A 17520-nucleotide genomic window follows, 5' to 3' on the forward strand; every position below is an offset into this window, starting at 1 on the left:
CTTGTTGATTTTAACTTTTTTTCTTTAAATCAACACTTGGGTATTGCTTTGTTGGTTTTCCGGCAATGAAACTAATTATATAACTGGACATCGTGGGGAGAGATATTTTCGCACCTTCTTCAAGCCAGTGAATAATCATGTAAATAATTCCCGACACCTTGAACACAATGCGATAATAAACGTAATCATTCAAGGCAGCCCCTTTTTCCTTATACCAGTGACAGTTCTGCTTCCAGATAGTTTCAATCATCAGCTTTACAAAAGTTCCGCCATAATCCGTCTTCATCAAGGTTAAGAAAAATCCGTCATTGTCGCGATAGTATTGAAGCATGCGCGTCATGGCGAGGCCAGGATTGTTCTTTTCTAAAAAGGCCTTCATAAAATCACAGGAGGCGTCAACCGTGTCAAGCACCATTTCTTCAAGCAGAGAATCTTTATCCTGATAGTGATTATAAAAAGTCGTGCGGTTAACTTTTGCCCTCTCACAAATAGAGCAGACGTTGATCAAGGAAGCATCACCTTCCTTAAGCAAGTCGACAACCGCTCCTTTCAGGACTTTCTTCGTCTTTAGAACCCGTGAATTTTCTTTCATTTTTTGCATCTGTATAATTATAATCTCTTCGTCCGTTCTTTGTCAACAAAACTTCAAAATACCACGCCGAGAGTTTTCTAAATTCATTAAACAAAAACGTTGGCTTAAGGTAAAACATGTCAATTCTTAACGATTTTACAGATGATGTTTTGCAGGGTATGCAAGAGGCTCACACCTACCGAACCATGCGACTTTTAGAAAGTCCCGAAGCCAGTCACGTTCAAATTGCTGCAGGCGCGCAAAACGCGTCCGATACAGTAAAGAGCACTCTTCTTCTCGCCTCCAATTCCTATCTGGATTTATGCAACGAGCCTTCTCTTAAGAAGGCCGCAGCCGACGCCGTTTTGAAATGGGGCACAGGTAGCGGCGGCGCACGCCTTACCACAGGAAACAAGACTCCCCACGAAGAACTGGAAAGCGCCCTGGCCAACTTTAAGGGCGAAGAAGCAGCCATTACGTTTGGCACCGGCTACATGGCAAATGTCGGAGTAATCTCGGCACTATGCAGCAAACAGGTTTATGAACGTCAAGACGAAAACGGCATCCCGTCAAAAATAATCAGCGAATGTATCGTCTTTAGTGACGAACTGAATCACGCCAGCATCATCGATGGCATCCGACTTTCAAAAGCCAAATGTATTGTCTATAAGCACAATGACATGGCAGACCTACAACAAGTCATTAGCGAAGCCCGCGCAGCACAGCCCTACGAAAAAGTAGCAACCCGCCTCCTCATCGTAACCGACGCTGTTTTCAGCATGGATGGCGATTTAGCAGATCTTCCGAAATTGCAAAAAATCGCAAAAGAAAACAATTGCCTCCTGATGATCGACGAAGCCCATGCCACAGGTGTTATCGGCAAAACAGGCCGCGGCCTTGCAGAACATTTTAACGACATGGGCATTCCCTGCGAGCACGCCGATGTTACCGTAGGCACCTTGAGCAAAGCCATTGGATGCGAAGGCGGTTTCGTTGTGGGCAAGCAGAAACTCATAGACTTTTTACGCAACAAGGCTCGCAGTTTTATTTTCACCACTGCCATGTCCCCAGCCATGGCACAAGCCGCCGCAAACAATCTGAAGTTCATCGAAAACCATCCGGAACGCGTTTTGCAACTTCAAGAAAATGTGAAAATTTTCTGGGACGCTCTTCAGAAGGCCGGAGCGATTCCCGACAGCAACCAATCTGCAATCGCCCCGCAATCCGCCATCATCCCCATTATCATTGGTGACGAAGCCGCAGCCCTCCGCGCCTCCGCAGAACTTCTGGAAAAGGGAATCTTGATCCCCGCCATCCGCTACCCCACCGTAGCCAAGGGCCAGGCTCGTTTGCGCGCCAGCCTCATGGCCACTCACACGAAAGAAGAATTACAAGACGCAGCAACGGCAATCGCTGCAGTCCTAACCCGCCCCCACTAAAACTACCAACTTTCTACCGTCTACTTCTTACTAACTATGAATGGTTATTTCGTAACAGCAACAGGAACCGACGTCGGCAAAACTTTTGTAACCGCCCTTCTCGTAAAAAAATGGCGTGACTCAGGAATTGATGCAGGCTACTATAAGGCAGCCCTCAGCGGAGCTGAACTACGCGACGGCAAATGGATCGCCGGCGACGCCGACTACGTAAAACGAATCGCCAACCTCCCCGACACTCAGGAAGAATTGGTCAGCTACGTCTACAAGGAACCCGTTTCCCCGCATCTCGCCACCCGCAAGGAAGGTAATCCCGTAGAACTCCCGCAAGTCCGTGCCGACTTTGACAAAGCCTCCCACCGACATGATTTCATTTTCGCCGAGGGAAGCGGCGGCATCATCTGTCCCATCCGTTACGATACCCCCAACGCAGACGCAACTAGCGGCAAATCCAGCGAGCCTCAAAAGCTGTTCCTGGCCGACATCATGAAGGAACTGAATCTTCCACTGCTGATTGTCACCACGGCAGCCCTAGGCAGTATCAATTCCTGCGTTCTGACAGTGGAATACGCAAGAGCCTGCGGTCTTCAAATCCGAGGCATCATCGTAAACCGTTACGGTATCAGCGGCAACATGCAAATGGAAGACGACAACATCTTCATGATGCAGGAACTGACTGGACTTCCCATTCTTGCAAAAATAAAAGAAGGCGATACCGACCTAGGCACCGCCCCCTTTTAATAAAAAGTCAGCTGTACTAGTCTAATATATTTCTATTTTCATCAAACCATTCCAGGAAGGAATGCTGCTCCCCGTTGGCTTTATAACCCGGGAATGTTTCAATGCAAACCGCATGGATGCTGTTGAAGATACTCTTTTCGATATTGGGGTTGATCTTCTTCAGATTCTTCAGCAGCTCCTTGATTTCCTTGCGCTTGCTGTTGCTGGAACCATCGTCGTTCACCACCGTGTTTAAAGTAAGGCGGCAGGCACACTGGATAAATTCAAGTTCGTTATAGTTACGCCAGGCAATAATATCCTGCTCGTGAATACAGTACATGGGGCGAATGAGTTCCATGCCCTCAAAATTCTGACTACGAAGTTTCGGCATCATACCCTGCAATTGCGAGCCATAAAACATGCCCAAAACCGTAGTTTCGATAACATCCGAAAAATGATGGCCCAAGGCAATCTTGTTGCAGCCCGCATCCATAGCCATGCGATACAAATGACCACGGCGCATCTTGGCGCACAAATAGCAAGGCGACTTTTCTGTCTTGTAGGTCACATCAAAAATATTGGTATCAAAAATCTGGATGGGGATTTCCAGAAGAGCGGCATTCTTCACAATCTGGGCGCGGTTTTCGGCATTGTATCCGGGATCCATCACCAAAAACTGAATTTCAAAATTGCAATCGCTATGACGCTGCAGCATCTGCATCAGTTTCGCCAGCAGCATGGAATCCTTGCCGCCAGAAATGCAGACTGCAATGCGGTCCCCTTCCTCAATCAGCTTGTAGGTTTTAATGGCATTAATGAAGGGCGTCCACAGACGTTCACGATAAGTGGTCGAAATGCTCCGTTCCACTTTCTGCACATACGTAAGTTCACGCTTAGCCATTCCGCTGCCTCCCGCAAATATCCTGCATCACCAAGCCGGCAATGGTAAAACCGAAAATAGCCACGGCGTGGGCCATGGTCCCGTTATAGGCCACCTTGTGAAACTCTGCAGGAGCGCCATCATTTTCGGGAATGCCACCTAAATTTTTCAGCAGTTCCTCGCTGTACACGCACTTGATTTTTTTAGACGGGCGCAATTGTTTTTTCTTGAACTTATCGCGAAGGGCGCGGGCCAACGGGCACCCCTTTACATCCCAGAATTCCGCCACATGGATTTTTGTAGGATCCATCTTGAGGGCAGCCCCCATGGAAGCGTAGACCTTGGCCTTTGTTTTAGAAGCCGCAAGCATCAAGTGCATCTTGTTTTCGAGACTGTCGATGGCATCGATAATGACATCATAATCTTCAAGATGAAAAGAGGCTGCCGTTTCTTCGCTATACAGTTCCGCACGAGTCTCAATTTGAGCATCCGGATTAATTTCAAGCAGACGCTGTTTTAAAACTTCAACCTTTACCTGGCCAACCGTCTTCGTGGTTGCCATAAGTTGGCGATTCACATTGGTAACGCTCACGTTATCGGAGTCCACCATGGTCAAGTAATGAATACCTGAACGCACCAAGCTTTCGGCGCACCAACTTCCCACGCCGCCAACACCAAAAATAATCACACGCTTTTGCGCAATGACATTCATGGTTTCATCGCCCACAAGGCGAATAGTGCGATTGAAAATATCGGTATTCAGAGGCATGACGTAAATTTAAAAAATACGTCCGTTATTCCTGAACAGCCTTCCCAGAAGTATATGCCTGCAGATACTCTTCCAATTCGCGAATATAGATTCGGCAAATGGTGCTGAGCATAAAGTTCTTCTTGGTAATGTAGCCGATTTCCATGGTACGGTCATCTTCGCCCTTGGCATCCTTAAAGGGAACAGCTACATAATCGGATCCGTTGATTTCTTCGCTGATAATGCCGGAGCAGAGAGTGTAACCATTCAGGCCCACCATCAAGTTCAGCATGGTGGCACGGTCATTGGCCTTGATGGTCTTATGATATTCATTTGTACTTAAAATTTCTTCAGCGAAATAATAGTTACCGCTTTCGCTCTGCTCAAAAGAAAGGCAGGGGTATAGGGAAAGATCATCCAGGTTCACCGACTTCTTATTTGCCAGCGGATGATTTTTCCACATGTAGGCAAAGGCATGGCAATCAATAAGCTTATGGAATTCCAGGTCGTGTTCCTTCAACAGATAGTTGATGTACTTGCGATTAAAATCGCTAAGGTACAAAATACCGATTTCGCTGCGCAAGCCGGTAACGTCATCGATGACATCCTTGGTCTTGGTTTCGCGAAGGGCAAATTCGTAATCATCAATGTTGAACTTTTTCACCATTTCCACAAAAGACTTCACGGCAAAGGAATAATGCTGGGTCGAAACAGCAAACTTTTTCTTCTTCTGTTCTTCCTTGCTGTAACGTTCCTGGATGGTTTCGTAATGGTGGTAAAGCTCGTTGGCGTGGGCAATGAATTCTTCACCCTCGGGAGTGAGGGTCACACCGCGACTGGAGCGATTAAAAATCATGATGCCAATTTCATCTTCCAGGTCGTGGATAGCCGCAGTCAAAGAAGGCTGGGAAATAAACAGGGCTTCAGCGGCCTTGTTGAAGGAGCCAACTTTTGCGATCCCAATGGCGTAGCGAAGTTGTTGAAGGGTCATGATTTCTCCAGATAACAAATTCAAACTACAATAAATATAGTTAAATAGATTTAATTTCCCTATAGTTTCAATAGGAATATTTTAAAAACACACTTATTTTCGACGTTTCAAACCAGCCAAGGCGAACAAAAGCGACACAAAAATTCCAATATGAGGCAAATATGCAGGCGTCACAAAATTCACAGCCGAAGAAAGTATGGCAGGGATCAGCCCAAACAAACCGCCAAGGCAAACTCCAGTGTACCACAGAGGCTTACGGATTTCAAACTTCTTATGGGATATGACAGCCACCGCCAAGGGAGCCACAATTCCCGGCGTGTAGACAGAATAAGCCATGGTCAAAAGGCCGATAATATCCTTTCCACCTAAAGCCAAAACCATGGCAACCAAACCAATGACCACCACAAGAATTCTCACCACGGCGATGCGGCGGGTATTCAAAATGTCGCTTCCGAAAATAGCCGCAGAATTTATAAGGCAAGTATCTGCAGAAGACAACAACGCCGAAAGAAGCCCCACCGACAAAAGCGCAGCCAAGGGCAAAGGCAAAACGCCAGAAGCCAAACGGAACAAGGCATTGGTCTTTGAGCCCGCCACATCAGGAGCATACCGTGCCGCCCACATTCCCAGCAATACAATAATCACGCTAAAAATCAGAATGGCGAAACTTCCCGCCACCACAGCCTTTCGGGCAGCCCCCGCATCTTTCGCCACCAAGTTTCTTGAAATTACGTCAGGTCCCAAGAAGTAGGCCCCGCCCACAGTAAAAAGCATCATGGCAAGATCAGCAGCACCAAACTTTTCATTCAATAACGAAAAATCAAAATTTGAAATTCCAGAAGCGGTCGCATTTAAAGCGGTCGCAGCAGAAACATCCGCAAATCCACCAAGCAAATAAATCGCGGAAGCAGCAAAACCCAGCGTCAAAATCCCAAACTGCAAGGCATCAGTACGCACAACAGAAAGTTGCCCGCCCAGCAAGGTGTACACAATAACGATGGCCGCCGTTACAACCACCGACAAAGCACCTGCATCATGACCTAACACCAGTCCAATAAATCCAGCTACCGCAGCAAACTGAGCCGCGATAATTCCAATCCAGGAAACAGCAATAATCAGGCCTACCAATTTTCGGCCAGTCCTATCTACTGTTTTTTCCGCAAGTTCCGGAAGGGTACGCACATCAAGATCGTGAATTGGCTTGCTTAAAAAAGCAGCCTGAAACCAGAAGCCGACGGCACCTACACCAAGCCACCAGAACGCCGCAAAGCCGATGGATTCCGCACGGGCAGCAATACCGATTGTAGCGCTAGCCCCGAGGACCGTGGCCATCAAGCTCGTAAACACAAAAGGGGCGGTCTGACGTCGACCCGCCACCACATAATCATCAAAATTCTTCACCTTGAATAAATCGCGAATGCAGATAAATCCAAGGACGAAGAAATATATTAGAAGAAGCTTCACAGCGAGATTCCCTTACAATTCCACGACGAAATATAGGTTATTCCCCAAGGCACATATCCACGAAGTACTGGTGAATACGAGTGTCCTCGTTCAGCTCCGGATGGAAAGAAATTCCAAGCTGATTCTTGTAGCGGGCAGCAACGATTTCGCCTTTTACCTCGGCAAGGATTTCCACACCATCCCCAACTTTTTCGATCAAGGGCGCACGAATGAAAGTCATGGGAACCGTAGCTTCATCCGTAATTCCACGGAAGGCTCGCTCCGCGAAGAAACTTCCCAGCTGACGGCCGTAGGCATTACGCCGAACAGTCACAGGCAAGGTGCCGAAATACACATTGCCGTCATTGCTCAAACGTTCCGCCAAGAGAATGAGACCGGCGCAGGTTCCAAAAACAGGAAGCCCATCCTGAATCAATCTCAACAGCGGTTCGAACATATCCAAATCCCGCAACAGCTTGCCCTGCACGGTGCTTTCGCCACCGGGGAGAATCAGACCGTCGAAAGGACGATTCGAAGGTCGGTTTGATCCTGCGGGAGCTTCCAGGTCTGACTTCTGCCGGATCTCAAAGGTCTCTACGCCAAGCTTTGTGAGAATCTGTTCGTGTTCAATAAACGCACCTTGTACCGCCAGCACACCGATACGCAGGGGACGAGCCGCTGCCGGGTTCTGTACAGTTTTGGTATCGCTCATTATTTACCTCTTTCAGCCATGAGGAGTGCGATTTCCTGTTCGTTGATGCCCACCATGGCTTCGCCCAGGTCTTCGGAAAGTTCAGCAATGAGCTTTGCATCCTTATAGTTGGCCACTGCCTTCACGATGGCCTGAGCGCGCTTCACCGGATTGCCAGACTTGAAAATACCAGAACCTACGAACACGCCTTCGGCACCCAGCTGCATCATGAGCGCAGCGTCTGCGGGAGTTGCCACGCCACCAGCGGCGAAGTTCACAACAGGCAGTTTACCGTTATCGTGAACGTACTTTACCAGAGCGTAAGATACCTGAAGTTCCTTGGCGCGGTTGTACAGTTCGTCTTCACGCATAGAAGTGAGGCGAGCGATTTCCTGCTGCATCAAGCGCATGTGGCGAACAGCCTGGACAACGTCACCCGTACCCGGTTCACCCTTGGTACGGATCATGGAAGCACCTTCTTCGATACGGCGGAGAGCTTCACCCAAGTCCTTGGCTCCGCAAACGAAGGGAACCTTGAAATCGCGCTTGTTGATGTGGTAAATATCATCGGCCGGAGAAAGAACTTCGCTTTCGTCGATGTAGTCAATTTCAATAGCCTCAAGAATCTGAGCTTCGGCAAAATGACCGATACGGCACTTAGCCATCACCGGAATAGAAACAGCTTCCTGGATACCCTTGATCATCTTCGGGTCACTCATACGGCTCACGCCACCGGCAGCACGAATGTCTGCGGGAATACGTTCCAGGGCCATCACGGCGCAAGCACCTGCAGCTTCTGCAATCTTTGCCTGTTCCGGAGTGGTTACGTCCATAATCACACCACCCTTCAGCATCTGAGCAAGATTCTTGTTCAATTCGTAACGTTCTGCAATGTAATTCTGTTCAGACATTTTTTACCTCACTTTTAAAAACAGCACAAAAATACCCTAAAAACTGACCTCTTTAAATATTCAATTTTCTATTATTTTAACAAGACCAGAATAAGACCAGTTTAGGACCAGATAAAAATGCTTAGCTACAACATCGAAAACGTGGGCAGCGATACCCTCTACCACTTCCTTTATAAGAGTATCAAGAATGATGTTCTGAACGGCAAGTTGGAAGCCGAAGAGAAATTACCGTCTAAACGTTCTCTGGCAAAGCAAATGGGCATCAGCCTCATTACCGTAGAAACCGCCTACAACCAATTGCTGGCTGAAGGTTACATCTACACGGAACCTCGCAAAGGCTATTTCGTATCCAAACTGAAAATCGCCCAGACTGAAATCAAGCACGACTTCAAGGAATCCCGCGAAGCTCGCAACACTCAGAAATTTGATTCCCTGGTTCAAAAATCCCGCAGCGCAAAACAATCCAAGAAACACTTCGTGGACTTCTCCAACAATTTGGGAAATCCCGAAATGTTCCCCTTCAGTACCTGGGCAAAAATCACACGACAGGTCCTTTGCGAAAATCAGATGGAACTTCTGGAACGCGCTCCCTACGGAGGCGTATACCCATTGCGTAAGGCTATCGCCGACATGCTCAATGGTTTCCGCAATATGAACGTGGATCCGGAGCAGATTATCGTTGGCGCAGGAACAGACTATCTGTACGGTCTCATCGTCCAGATTCTGGGATTTAACAAGAAGTACGGCGTAGAAGATCCCGGCTACAGCAAGATTTCAAAAATCTACCGCAAGATGAATGTCACTTGCAATTTCATTCCGCTGGACGACTCCGGAGTCATCATCAACCAGTTGGAAGAGACCTGCACCGACGTCATTCACATCTCCCCCAGTCATCATTATCCCACAGGTATTGTGATGCCTGTAAGCCGCCGTTACGAACTGCTGAGCTGGGCCGTCAAATCCAGCAACCGCTACATCGTAGAAGACGACTACGATAGCGAATTCCGCATGACCGGTCGCCCCATCTCCACGCTGCAAAACATTGACGTATCCGATAAGGTCATCTACATCAACACATTCTCCAAGACTCTTACATCTTCTGCGCGAATCAGCTACATGGTGCTGCCCAAGAGCCTTGCCCAAAAGTACAAGGAGGAATTTTCCTTCTACACCTGCACCGTTTCTACCTTGGAACAGCTGGTGCTTGCAAAGTACATCAGCGACGGTTCCTTTGAAAAGCACATCAACCGCATGCGCAACGCCTACCGCGGCCGCCGCGACACATTGCTCCAAGCCATCCGCAAAAGCAAACTGGCCGCCATCTCCACCATCGCCGAAGAAGACGCCGGCCTCCATTTCATCTTGAAAATCGACACCGCCCTTTCCGACGAAGAATTCTGCAAGCAGGCAAACGAAAAAGGCGTTCGCATCGGCGCCCTCTCCGATTACTACACAGAGGCCACCCCCAGCGAGCACCAGTTCATCATCAACTACTCCGACCTCCCCGAAAACAAAATCGCAAAAGCATTGAATATTTTGTACGAAGTTGCCATTGAAAAATCGTAATTTTTACACATTGAATTTCATCTAGAGGAATTCTTATGAAACTTGAAGGTGTTGCAAACGTACGCGATCTTGGTGGCATTAAAACTATCAGCGGAAAGACTGTGAAGAGCAATCTTCTTTTCCGTTCCGCTAACTTGTCCAAGGCGTCCGAAAATGACGTAAAGCAACTTCAAGGACAGAATCTGAAACTGGTTTGCGACTTGCGTACCGAAACGGAACGCAGCAGCGCCATGGACGTGGAAATTCCCGGCGTAGAAAACATTTGGTTTAATGTTCTCGGTCAGCTTCCCCAAAAAACAGACAAGCCTTCCTCTGCACAAGTCGGCCTGGACATGGTGAAGGTCATGAACCCCAACACCTTCAGCCCGGAAGTTGCCGTAAAGATGATCGAAATCGTCAAGAGCGGCATTTTCGACGCCATCCTAAAAACTCAGGGTGGAACCATTCTTTGGCACTGTTCCCAGGGCAAGGACCGCGTAGGTCTCGCCGCCGCGTTTATTCTGTTTGCGTTGGGCGTAGACGAAAAGACCGTCATGGAAGATTTCAACAAGTCCAACGAATCTTACCAATCCATGATTGACGCAGCCCTGCAATTCGCCAAGTCCCAGAATCTTTCGGAACAACATCAAGGCGTCATCAAGGCAATCCTTGGCGTCAATCCCGATTACCTGCATAAAGCCCTAGACTTCATCAAGGCCAACTTCGGCTCCATGCAAAAGTACATGGAACTAAAGCTGGGCCTTACCGAAGACAAAATCCAGAAACTGAAGGAATACTACCTGCAATAAAAAAAGAACTCCCAGGCGGATTTCATTACCCGGGAGTTCCCTTTGTTGTACGGATTTTTAATTTTCAGAGATTATTTCAGGAACAGATATTCCAACGTTTCCGTCTTGATCTTGATATTCTTTTCGTGGGCGTAAAGGTACAGGAGTGCAGATCCCACGCCAGCTGCGCCATCGTAAAGGCCCGTGTAGGTTTCCACGAAGCCCGGAATCTTGCGGGTCCAGGCAGCATACCAGCGACGGCCCTTGTCATCGTTATAGGAATCGCCCAGCAGCTTATCGGCAGTAACCTTCGCCTGTTCGATGTAGGAATCCTTTCCAAGAACTTCTGCAGTCTTTACGAAGTGAGCCAAAACGCCCGGGGCACCGCAGCAGAGGCAGTAACTGTTCCAGTACCCCGGAGTATGTTTCAGCGGAGCACCAGCCTTCAGAATCCCCTTGGTCAGAAGGTCAACCCACTGGAGATTTTCCTTATCGCCGGTCACGTCGTAAAGTTTGCGGAACAGGATCGAGGTTCCCACAGGGCCATGGCAAGTGGAAAGGTAATAGAAGTCATGGAAACGTCCTAATTCAGGATTGTAGAGGTACGGGATTAACGCTCCATTTTCGTCACCTTCTGCAATAGCAGCCAGGAATTTCACAACTTCGTTCGCCTTTTCAAGATAAGCAGGATCCTTGGTTTCTTCGTAAAGAAGAACATTCAAGAAAGCCGTTCCTGCAGCGCCATGGCTGAAATTGGGGAAAGCGGATTCCCTGGATTTCCAGCCCACCAAAGTCAGGTCCACATTCTTGTAATAGATGCCGCCTTCCTTGGCGTGAACAATGCGGGTATCCGTAAAGGCAACTACCTTCTTCGCGGCTTCCAAATACTTTTCATCGCCTGTCTTACGATAAACATACAGGAAGAAGAAAGCGTAGGAACCATCAGCCATCAAGTCGGCTTCCGTGGACCAGTGAAGAATTTTTCCATCGTCATGACCTGCAGCAATCGCATCATCGGCAGACTGAATCAGGAACTTGCGATAGCGTTCATCCTTCACATGTGCGTAAAGCTGATCCAAAAAAATGGCCTGCCCCGCCGGAGAAGCATAGACGCTGGTTCCCCAGCCCTTCACAGGCCACACACCGCCATCCGCCCCATTCAAGACGTTGGAAAAGAATTCGGGACCTTCATAAGTATTCAGCAGATATTCTGCAGCATCCTTGGCTTCCTGCAAATACTGTTCATCCTTGGTCACTTCAAAAAGTTGCAAGAAGAACTGGCCAATGCCTGCGGAACCTGCGTAAAGGCTCTTGGGAGTCACAATCAGGTCGCCCACATATTCGTTGCCCGGTTCCGGGCTCACCTTCCAATATTTACCCTGGGGAGTAACAACTTCATTGGAACGAAGGTACTTTACAATCTGAAGGACAGATGCCAAATAATCATCGGTAGACTTCGCCGGATTTAAAGCAAGATTTTGAACAAAATTCAATTTCATTAACGAGCCCTCCCATAATTACTTCTTTCTCTTATAGAGTTCGGTGGACAGATACTTGTAACCGTTATCCGGGTAAATCACAACGATGTTCTTGCCTACTGCTTCAGGGCGCTTTGCAATTTCGATTGCGGCTGTAAGTGCAGCCGCTGCAGAAGTTCCAAGGAAGAGGCCGTCAGTCTTTGCAGTTTCCTGAGCTGTCTTATAAGCGTCTTCAGCCTTGACATCAATCACCTCGTCGAATTTAAAGCCATTGTTTTCGTTAGTCTTGATCAGGGTGGGGATCAAAGGATCAGCCACACCGCTCAAAGGCAAGGTTCCATCCACAATGTGACCTGTAAAATCAGGGCTATCCGGGCGGGAACTCTTTGCAGCCTGAACACCCACGATTTTCACGTTAGGGTTCTTTTCGCGGAGATAGCGGCCGGTACCGACAATAGTACCAGCAGTACCGCCCATTGCCACAAAGTAATCCACCTGACCATCCGTATCCTTCCAGATTTCAGGACCGGTGGTATTGTAATGGAATTCCTGGTTTGCTTCGTTTACAGTCTGACCTGTATAATAGAAGCCCTTTTCATTTGCGATGCGCTTGATGCCGTTAATGAGATCATCCAACACAAGGCCAGTCTTTTCAAAATCCTTCACTTCATCGATGTCGTAAAGAGTATGAAGATCAAGGCCATAGCCTTCGAAAATCTGGGTACGTTCAACAGTGGTACCCGGCTCCAGGTAAGGAACGAATTCGTAACCAAGCGCATGACCGATACCGGCAAGACCAATACCCGTGTTACCGCTAGTCACATCGATGAGGGTATCGCCCTTCTTGATGAGACCGCGACGTTCGCCATCCTGAATGAGAGCCAGAGCAAGGCGGTCCTTCACGGAGCCAGTGGGATTCAGGTATTCAAGCTTACCAATGATGTGAGCCTTGAGACCATGCTGTTCTTCGTAATTGGAAAGTTCGACAAGGGGAGTGTTACCAACGAGTTCTGCAATAGACTTATGAATATTAGACATGTATGAAATCCTTTTTTGCGATTTACGCCATTAAATTTTTTTGCTTTAATTTTTTAGTTAGGCCTTACCACTGAGCTTCACCATAAAGGCTTTCCTTATTATCATCCTTGGTGATGGAGTAGCCGGCATCAATGGGCAACTTGATTCCCGTAATAGCGCTGGATTCATCGCTTGCCAGAAAGTAGGCGCCAGCGGCAATTTCTTCAGGTTCAATCCAGCGATTCAAGACCGTGCGATCTTCCTGAATCTTACGGACCTTGGGATCCGAATAATCGTACTTGATGGCCATTTCAGTCTTAGTGCATCCCGGAGCCACCGAGTTTACGCGAATGCCGAATTTGCCCAGGCGGAATGCAGCGGCGCGAGTAAGGCCATCTACAGCAGACTTGGAAATTCCGTAAGCGAAGGGAGACCATTCTGCAAAACTTGCAACGAAGCTGGACACGTTCACAATGGATCCCTTGATTCCCTTTTCAATGAACACATTGGCCACATGCTGAATCAGGTAAGTGCTTCCCCACAGATTCACGTCCACCACCTGCTTCACCAATTCCGGATCATAATTCAGGATGCCCTTGCGGTGGCCGGTAATGCCTGCGTTGTTGAACAAGGCGTCGATGCGGCCAAAATCCTTGGCAACCTGGTTGATCACATCTTGACCCTGCTTGAAGTTGGACACGTCCAGTTCATAACCGATAATATCGTTATGGCCGGCAGCCTTCAACTTTTCAACCTGTTCGTCAAGTTCCTGTTTCTTGATATCGGTGGCGGCAACAGCCCAGCCTTCCTTAAGGAACTTCTTAACCGCAGCAAAACCAATTCCCTGTGCAGCACCAGTAATAACAACAACTTTCTTTTCACTCATTTTTTCAATTTCCTTTTTTGATTTGACAATACCCAGAAACCGGTTCGTTAAACCTTTTTTGTACCGTCGAGTATTTTTATTTGATTCTGCCCGACACTGTGTCGGGGCTTTCGTCCTATTTTTTTATAACTACTTGCTACGGCCAAATCATCAAGGACTTTTGAAGTTTGAGTCAAGCAGCTATTTTATTTTCAGAATGCCCTGGGGCATTCGACAGTCACTACACATAATGAACTCCTTCGAATGCTTAGGTGAACTTGAAGCTATTCTCTAATTCCCTATCAATATTGTAGGAATAAATATAGAATTCATTTTAGCTTTGGCAAGGCTTTCTGTACATACTATTTTTCTAGGGCCTGCTATAACAAAAATTGATATCTCTTCTAACTCAATTTCTGAAGACTACAGATAGTACTCAAAAAATTCTGCGATTTGTATATGCTTTTCTGCAGCAATGAGTTTAAGCAACGAACCCGCTACTCCCGCGGCACCGATATAAAAACCGGTATAGCTTACAACACGGCTGGGGTTCACGCGATCCCAGGCTCCGTACCAGCTCAGGCCCGTTTTTTCTTCGAAGGATTCACCTAACAAGACATCTGCAGAACGATGGGCCAGCTTCAGGTATTGAGCGTCTCCATAGGTCTTGTAGAGTGTTGCAAAGTATTCCAATGCGCCGGGGCCACCGCAGCAAATGCACTTGCTTCCCCAATAGCCCCAGGACTTGATTTCTGGAACACCCGCCTTAACAAGGCCTGCATACAGGCGCTTCACCCACTGCAAATATTTTTCGTCATGAGTCAGTTCATACAATTTCTTGAAAGGCAAACTCGCTCCGATAGGACCGCCACACATACCTAAATAGAATTTGTCAAGCGGGCCCTTTTCTGGATGATCCTGGTACGGGAACAGCACAGAAGTTTTATCGCCAACGGCAATTCCTTCCAGATATTTAATCACATCGTCGGCTAGCTTCAAGTAACGCTTATCCTTGGTAGCTTCGTAAAGAGCTGCCCACAAGTAAGCCGTACCTGCCGAACCGTGAGAGAAGTTTACATGCACGGCTCCCTTCTCGCCTTCTCCAACACTTTCAAGATCATAAAGGTTGTAATAGGTTCCACCGTTTTTTGCAGGGCGACCAAACTTTTCAATGTAGGCACCAGCCTTCTTGGCGGCTTCCAGATAAATTTTCTTGCGGGTATCCTTGTAGACCTGCAACAAATAGACGATGCCGCCAGCGTCACCTACGATGTCGCGGAAGTCGCTCCAGTGCAATCCATTTTCGTCTTCAATGGCAGCCTCTACAAATGTGTTGGCGGTGCGGATTGCAAATTCGTAATAGCGATTTTCATTGGTTTCGCGATAAAGTGCGTAAACAAACTGACCTTCGCTAATGGGACCAACCTTGTAACTAAAAGACCAACCGTTTACAGGGCCTGCAGCATTGCATTCCGGAGCAGAATTTTTCTTTGTTGTGGCTATACGCTTCTGAACTTTATGATAAAATTCAAGTCCACGGGGATTGGCAAGAATATATTCCGCTGCGGCCTTGGCTTCGTCAAGCCATTGCTCATCGCTAGTCACCTGGTACAAGCGCAAAAAGAAAAAGCCGATGCCGGCGGAACCCGCATAAAAACTGGTCTTGCCAACGAAAGGGTTGTCCTTATAGCCATTCTGACCATCTGGAAAAATTTTCCAGGTCTTGCCCACTTTTTCTTTCACTTCCAAGGATTGAATCCAACGGGCAGCACCGATGGCCGCATTCAGATAATCATCAAGAGTATTTTTCTTCAGCAGACTTGTGGTTTTAAGTTTCATTAAAGAGCCTCCAATGCCTTCTTAATGCGGTTCAAGGCTTCTTCCAGAATGCGGCGGGGGCAAGCCAGGTTCACACGCTGGAAGCATTCTCCGGTTTTGCCAAAGAGGGTTCCGCTGTTGAGCCACAGGCGTGCCTTATTGCGAATCAAATCATCTACCTGCGTGGTGGAAAGCCCAGTGCCCTTGAAATCCAGCCATGCCAAGTAAGTTGCTTCCATAGGAACAAGCTTTACGCCGGGCAGATTTTCCTTGACAAACTTGTCCACAAAATCGATGTTTCCCTTCAGGTACTTTTTCAACGCTTCAAGCCATTCTTCGCCGTGTTCGTATGCGGCCTGGGCGGCAACCAGCCCAGGAATCGTGACTTGGCTGTAACCGATGGCATCAATTTCCTTGCGGATGGCCTTGCGGACTTCGGGATTCTTGATAAAGGCGTGGGCGATTTGGAGGCCAGCCAGATTGAATGTCTTTGTGGGAGACGTTACCGTAATGGAATTGTCGGCGAACTTTTCACCCAGGGAAGCGAACACGGTGTGGGTTCCTTCGAAAACGAAATCGTTATGGATTTCATCGGCGACAACGAACACATTATGCTTCAGGCAGATTTCACCAACGCGCAAAAGTTCTTCACGAGTCCATACGCGGCAAACCGGATTGTGGGGGCTGCAAAGCAAAAACAACTTCACATTATTTTCCACAATCTTTCTTTCAAAATCTTCGAAGTCAATGTGATAGCGTCCATCTTCGCCGTAAACGAGATCGTTGCTGACAAGCTTGCGATCGTTCTGCAGAATCACATCCGGGAAATGCATATAGACCGGCTGCTGAATCAGCACGGCATCGCCCACTTTCGTAAAGGCCTTGATTGCCAAGGCCAGCACAATCATGACGCCTGGAGTCTTGATTACCCAGCTGGGATCAAATTCAAAATTGTGGCGGCGACGATAAAAATTCTGAAGTGCCTTGAAGTATTCGGCCTTGGGTTCGGTGTAGCCAAAAATGCCATGTTCCACAGAGCGGATCAGAGCATCCTGAACAAAGGAGGACGTTCTGAAATCCATATCCGCAATCCACAGCGGCAACAAACCGTTAGAATCTTCGCCCGGCTTCAATGCGCCGCGTTCCACTGCAAAATCATACTTCAGGCAGTTGGTACCGCGACGATCCACAATCTCATCAAAGTTTAAATTTCTCTCTTTCGTCATTTTTGAAATCCTCTTTTTTTCCGGCTCTTCATCAACATGTGTGGGTGGCTTCGCCACCCTTTTTTGTTGACTTTCGCCTAAATTAAACAAAAAATGGGCTATTTTCTAAAATTTAATCGCCAAAAAAAACAGAAGAAAAAGCCCATGTCAAAATTATACAAATCCATCTTCAATGTCAACGGCTGTTCAGTCGTCAAGCAGGAACAAACCGATACCACGGTCACCATCACGGTAAGACTCACCAAGGGCAACGCCAGCAGGTGCGGCTGTTGCGGGCGAAAAGGGAAACTCTACGACAACGGCCGGGAACAGAGGGTATGGCGGACGCTCGATCTCGGCACGAAAATGGGCTTCATCAAGATGGACACCTACAGGGTGAAGTGCAGGAAGTG

Annotated in this window: 17 protein-coding genes; 5 read left to right on the forward strand and 12 right to left on the reverse strand. The window is 47.8% G+C overall.

Annotated elements, in window-relative coordinates; translation table 11 throughout:
• Window positions 1-10 precede the first annotated feature (10 nt).
• Window positions 11-601: a TetR/AcrR family transcriptional regulator gene (locus MMG03_RS04290; RefSeq protein ID WP_073160127.1), complete on the reverse strand. Its 591-nt coding sequence runs from the start codon at window positions 599-601 to the stop codon at window positions 11-13.
• A 107-nt stretch (window positions 602-708) separates the two neighbouring features.
• On the opposite strand from MMG03_RS04290, the gene MMG03_RS04295 reads away from it, so the two are divergent.
• Both MMG03_RS04295 and bioD read left to right on the forward strand, forming a co-directional pair.
• Window positions 709-2010 carry an 8-amino-7-oxononanoate synthase gene (locus tag MMG03_RS04295; protein WP_249505710.1) on the forward strand — a complete coding sequence of 434 codons (1302 nt, stop codon included), beginning with the start codon at window positions 709-711 and terminating at the stop codon, window positions 2008-2010.
• 36 nt (window positions 2011-2046) lie between these two features.
• Window positions 2047-2748 carry a dethiobiotin synthase gene (gene bioD, locus MMG03_RS04300; protein ID WP_249505711.1) on the forward strand — a complete coding sequence of 234 codons (702 nt, stop codon included), beginning with the start codon at window positions 2047-2049 and terminating at the stop codon, window positions 2746-2748.
• Window positions 2749-2764: 16 nt separating this feature from the next.
• Here the strand turns inward: bioD and MMG03_RS04305 are convergent, their stop codons facing one another.
• From MMG03_RS04305 to pdxS, 6 genes are all read right to left on the reverse strand, one after another.
• A complete protein-coding gene (locus tag MMG03_RS04305; protein WP_073237041.1) occupies window positions 2765-3628 on the reverse strand; it encodes an ATP-binding protein in 864 nt (287 codons plus the stop codon).
• Window positions 3621-4376, reverse strand: coding sequence for a ThiF family adenylyltransferase (locus MMG03_RS04310; RefSeq protein ID WP_249505712.1), 756 nt, complete (start codon window positions 4374-4376; stop codon window positions 3621-3623). Before MMG03_RS04310 ends, MMG03_RS04305 begins: the two co-directional genes overlap by 8 nt.
• Before the next feature lie 25 nt (window positions 4377-4401).
• Complete coding sequence (locus MMG03_RS04315) at window positions 4402-5346, reverse strand: LysR family transcriptional regulator (protein ID WP_101479937.1); 945 nt, start codon at window positions 5344-5346, stop codon at window positions 4402-4404.
• A gap of 93 nt (window positions 5347-5439) precedes the next feature.
• Window positions 5440-6810, reverse strand: a complete 1371-nt coding sequence (locus MMG03_RS04320; protein WP_249505714.1) for a sodium:solute symporter family transporter — start codon at window positions 6808-6810, stop codon at window positions 5440-5442.
• 37 nt (window positions 6811-6847) lie between these two features.
• On the reverse strand, window positions 6848-7456 hold the full coding sequence (gene pdxT, locus MMG03_RS04325) for a pyridoxal 5'-phosphate synthase glutaminase subunit PdxT (RefSeq protein WP_073160215.1): 609 nt from the start codon (window positions 7454-7456) through the stop codon (window positions 6848-6850).
• 44 nt (window positions 7457-7500) lie between these two features.
• Window positions 7501-8391 carry a pyridoxal 5'-phosphate synthase lyase subunit PdxS gene (pdxS, locus tag MMG03_RS04330; RefSeq protein ID WP_073237052.1) on the reverse strand — a complete coding sequence of 297 codons (891 nt, stop codon included), beginning with the start codon at window positions 8389-8391 and terminating at the stop codon, window positions 7501-7503.
• A 117-nt stretch (window positions 8392-8508) separates the two neighbouring features.
• Here pdxS and MMG03_RS04335 point away from each other — a divergent pair, with 117 nt between their 5' ends.
• Together MMG03_RS04335 and MMG03_RS04340 are read left to right on the forward strand one after the other, a co-directional pair.
• The gene (locus MMG03_RS04335) at window positions 8509-9957 is read left to right on the forward strand and encodes a PLP-dependent aminotransferase family protein (RefSeq protein WP_249505715.1); all 1449 of its coding nucleotides are present in this window, start codon (window positions 8509-8511) and stop codon (window positions 9955-9957) included.
• A gap of 35 nt (window positions 9958-9992) precedes the next feature.
• Window positions 9993-10745, forward strand: a complete 753-nt coding sequence (locus MMG03_RS04340) for a tyrosine-protein phosphatase (protein ID WP_112132618.1) — start codon at window positions 9993-9995, stop codon at window positions 10743-10745.
• A gap of 71 nt (window positions 10746-10816) precedes the next feature.
• Here the strand turns inward: MMG03_RS04340 and MMG03_RS04345 are convergent, their stop codons facing one another.
• The 5 genes from MMG03_RS04345 to MMG03_RS04365 form a co-directional block, all read right to left on the reverse strand.
• Window positions 10817-12223 carry a lanthionine synthetase LanC family protein gene (locus MMG03_RS04345; protein WP_249505716.1) on the reverse strand — a complete coding sequence of 469 codons (1407 nt, stop codon included), beginning with the start codon at window positions 12221-12223 and terminating at the stop codon, window positions 10817-10819.
• 18 nt (window positions 12224-12241) lie between these two features.
• Complete coding sequence (locus MMG03_RS04350; protein WP_073237064.1) at window positions 12242-13240, reverse strand: PLP-dependent cysteine synthase family protein; 999 nt, start codon at window positions 13238-13240, stop codon at window positions 12242-12244.
• Window positions 13241-13304: 64 nt separating this feature from the next.
• A complete protein-coding gene (locus tag MMG03_RS04355; protein WP_073237067.1) occupies window positions 13305-14105 on the reverse strand; it encodes an SDR family NAD(P)-dependent oxidoreductase in 801 nt (266 codons plus the stop codon).
• Window positions 14106-14507: 402 nt separating this feature from the next.
• Window positions 14508-15923 (reverse strand): lanthionine synthetase LanC family protein, encoded by a 1416-nt coding sequence (locus MMG03_RS04360; protein WP_112132616.1) that lies wholly within the window; start codon window positions 15921-15923, stop codon window positions 14508-14510.
• The gene (locus MMG03_RS04365; protein WP_249505717.1) at window positions 15923-17128 is read right to left on the reverse strand and encodes a MalY/PatB family protein; all 1206 of its coding nucleotides are present in this window, start codon (window positions 17126-17128) and stop codon (window positions 15923-15925) included. The genes MMG03_RS04360 and MMG03_RS04365 overlap by 1 nt, the downstream gene beginning before the upstream one ends.
• A 144-nt stretch (window positions 17129-17272) precedes the next feature.
• Between MMG03_RS04365 and MMG03_RS04370 the strand changes: the two genes are divergently transcribed.
• On the forward strand, window positions 17273-17520 hold a 248-nt coding region (locus tag MMG03_RS04370; protein WP_249505554.1), incomplete at its 3' end, for a transposase family protein.

Source organism: Fibrobacter sp. HC4 (assembly GCF_023373925.1).
GTDB lineage: Bacteria > Fibrobacterota > Fibrobacteria > Fibrobacterales > Fibrobacteraceae > Fibrobacter.

Excerpts from the sequence above, each read along its gene's own strand:
- MMG03_RS04290 (WP_073160127.1), bottom strand. The coding sequence starts at position 601 with ATGCAAAAAATGAAAGAAAATTCACGGGTTCTAAAGACGAAGAAAGTC.
- MMG03_RS04295 (WP_249505710.1), top strand. The coding sequence starts at position 709 with ATGTCAATTCTTAACGATTTTACAGATGATGTTTTGCAGGGTATGCAA.
- bioD (WP_249505711.1), top strand. The coding sequence starts at position 2,047 with ATGAATGGTTATTTCGTAACAGCAACAGGAACCGACGTCGGCAAAACT.
- MMG03_RS04305 (WP_073237041.1), bottom strand. The coding sequence starts at position 3,628 with ATGGCTAAGCGTGAACTTACGTATGTGCAGAAAGTGGAACGGAGCATT.
- MMG03_RS04310 (WP_249505712.1), bottom strand. The coding sequence starts at position 4,376 with ATGCCTCTGAATACCGATATTTTCAATCGCACTATTCGCCTTGTGGGC.
- MMG03_RS04315 (WP_101479937.1), bottom strand. The coding sequence starts at position 5,346 with ATGACCCTTCAACAACTTCGCTACGCCATTGGGATCGCAAAAGTTGGC.
- pdxS (WP_073237052.1), bottom strand. The coding sequence starts at position 8,391 with ATGTCTGAACAGAATTACATTGCAGAACGTTACGAATTGAACAAGAAT.
- MMG03_RS04335 (WP_249505715.1), top strand. The coding sequence starts at position 8,509 with ATGCTTAGCTACAACATCGAAAACGTGGGCAGCGATACCCTCTACCAC.
- MMG03_RS04340 (WP_112132618.1), top strand. The coding sequence starts at position 9,993 with ATGAAACTTGAAGGTGTTGCAAACGTACGCGATCTTGGTGGCATTAAA.
- MMG03_RS04345 (WP_249505716.1), bottom strand. The coding sequence starts at position 12,223 with ATGAAATTGAATTTTGTTCAAAATCTTGCTTTAAATCCGGCGAAGTCT.
- MMG03_RS04350 (WP_073237064.1), bottom strand. The coding sequence starts at position 13,240 with ATGTCTAATATTCATAAGTCTATTGCAGAACTCGTTGGTAACACTCCC.
- MMG03_RS04355 (WP_073237067.1), bottom strand. The coding sequence starts at position 14,105 with ATGAGTGAAAAGAAAGTTGTTGTTATTACTGGTGCTGCACAGGGAATT.
- MMG03_RS04360 (WP_112132616.1), bottom strand. The coding sequence starts at position 15,923 with ATGAAACTTAAAACCACAAGTCTGCTGAAGAAAAATACTCTTGATGAT.
- MMG03_RS04365 (WP_249505717.1), bottom strand. The coding sequence starts at position 17,128 with ATGACGAAAGAGAGAAATTTAAACTTTGATGAGATTGTGGATCGTCGC.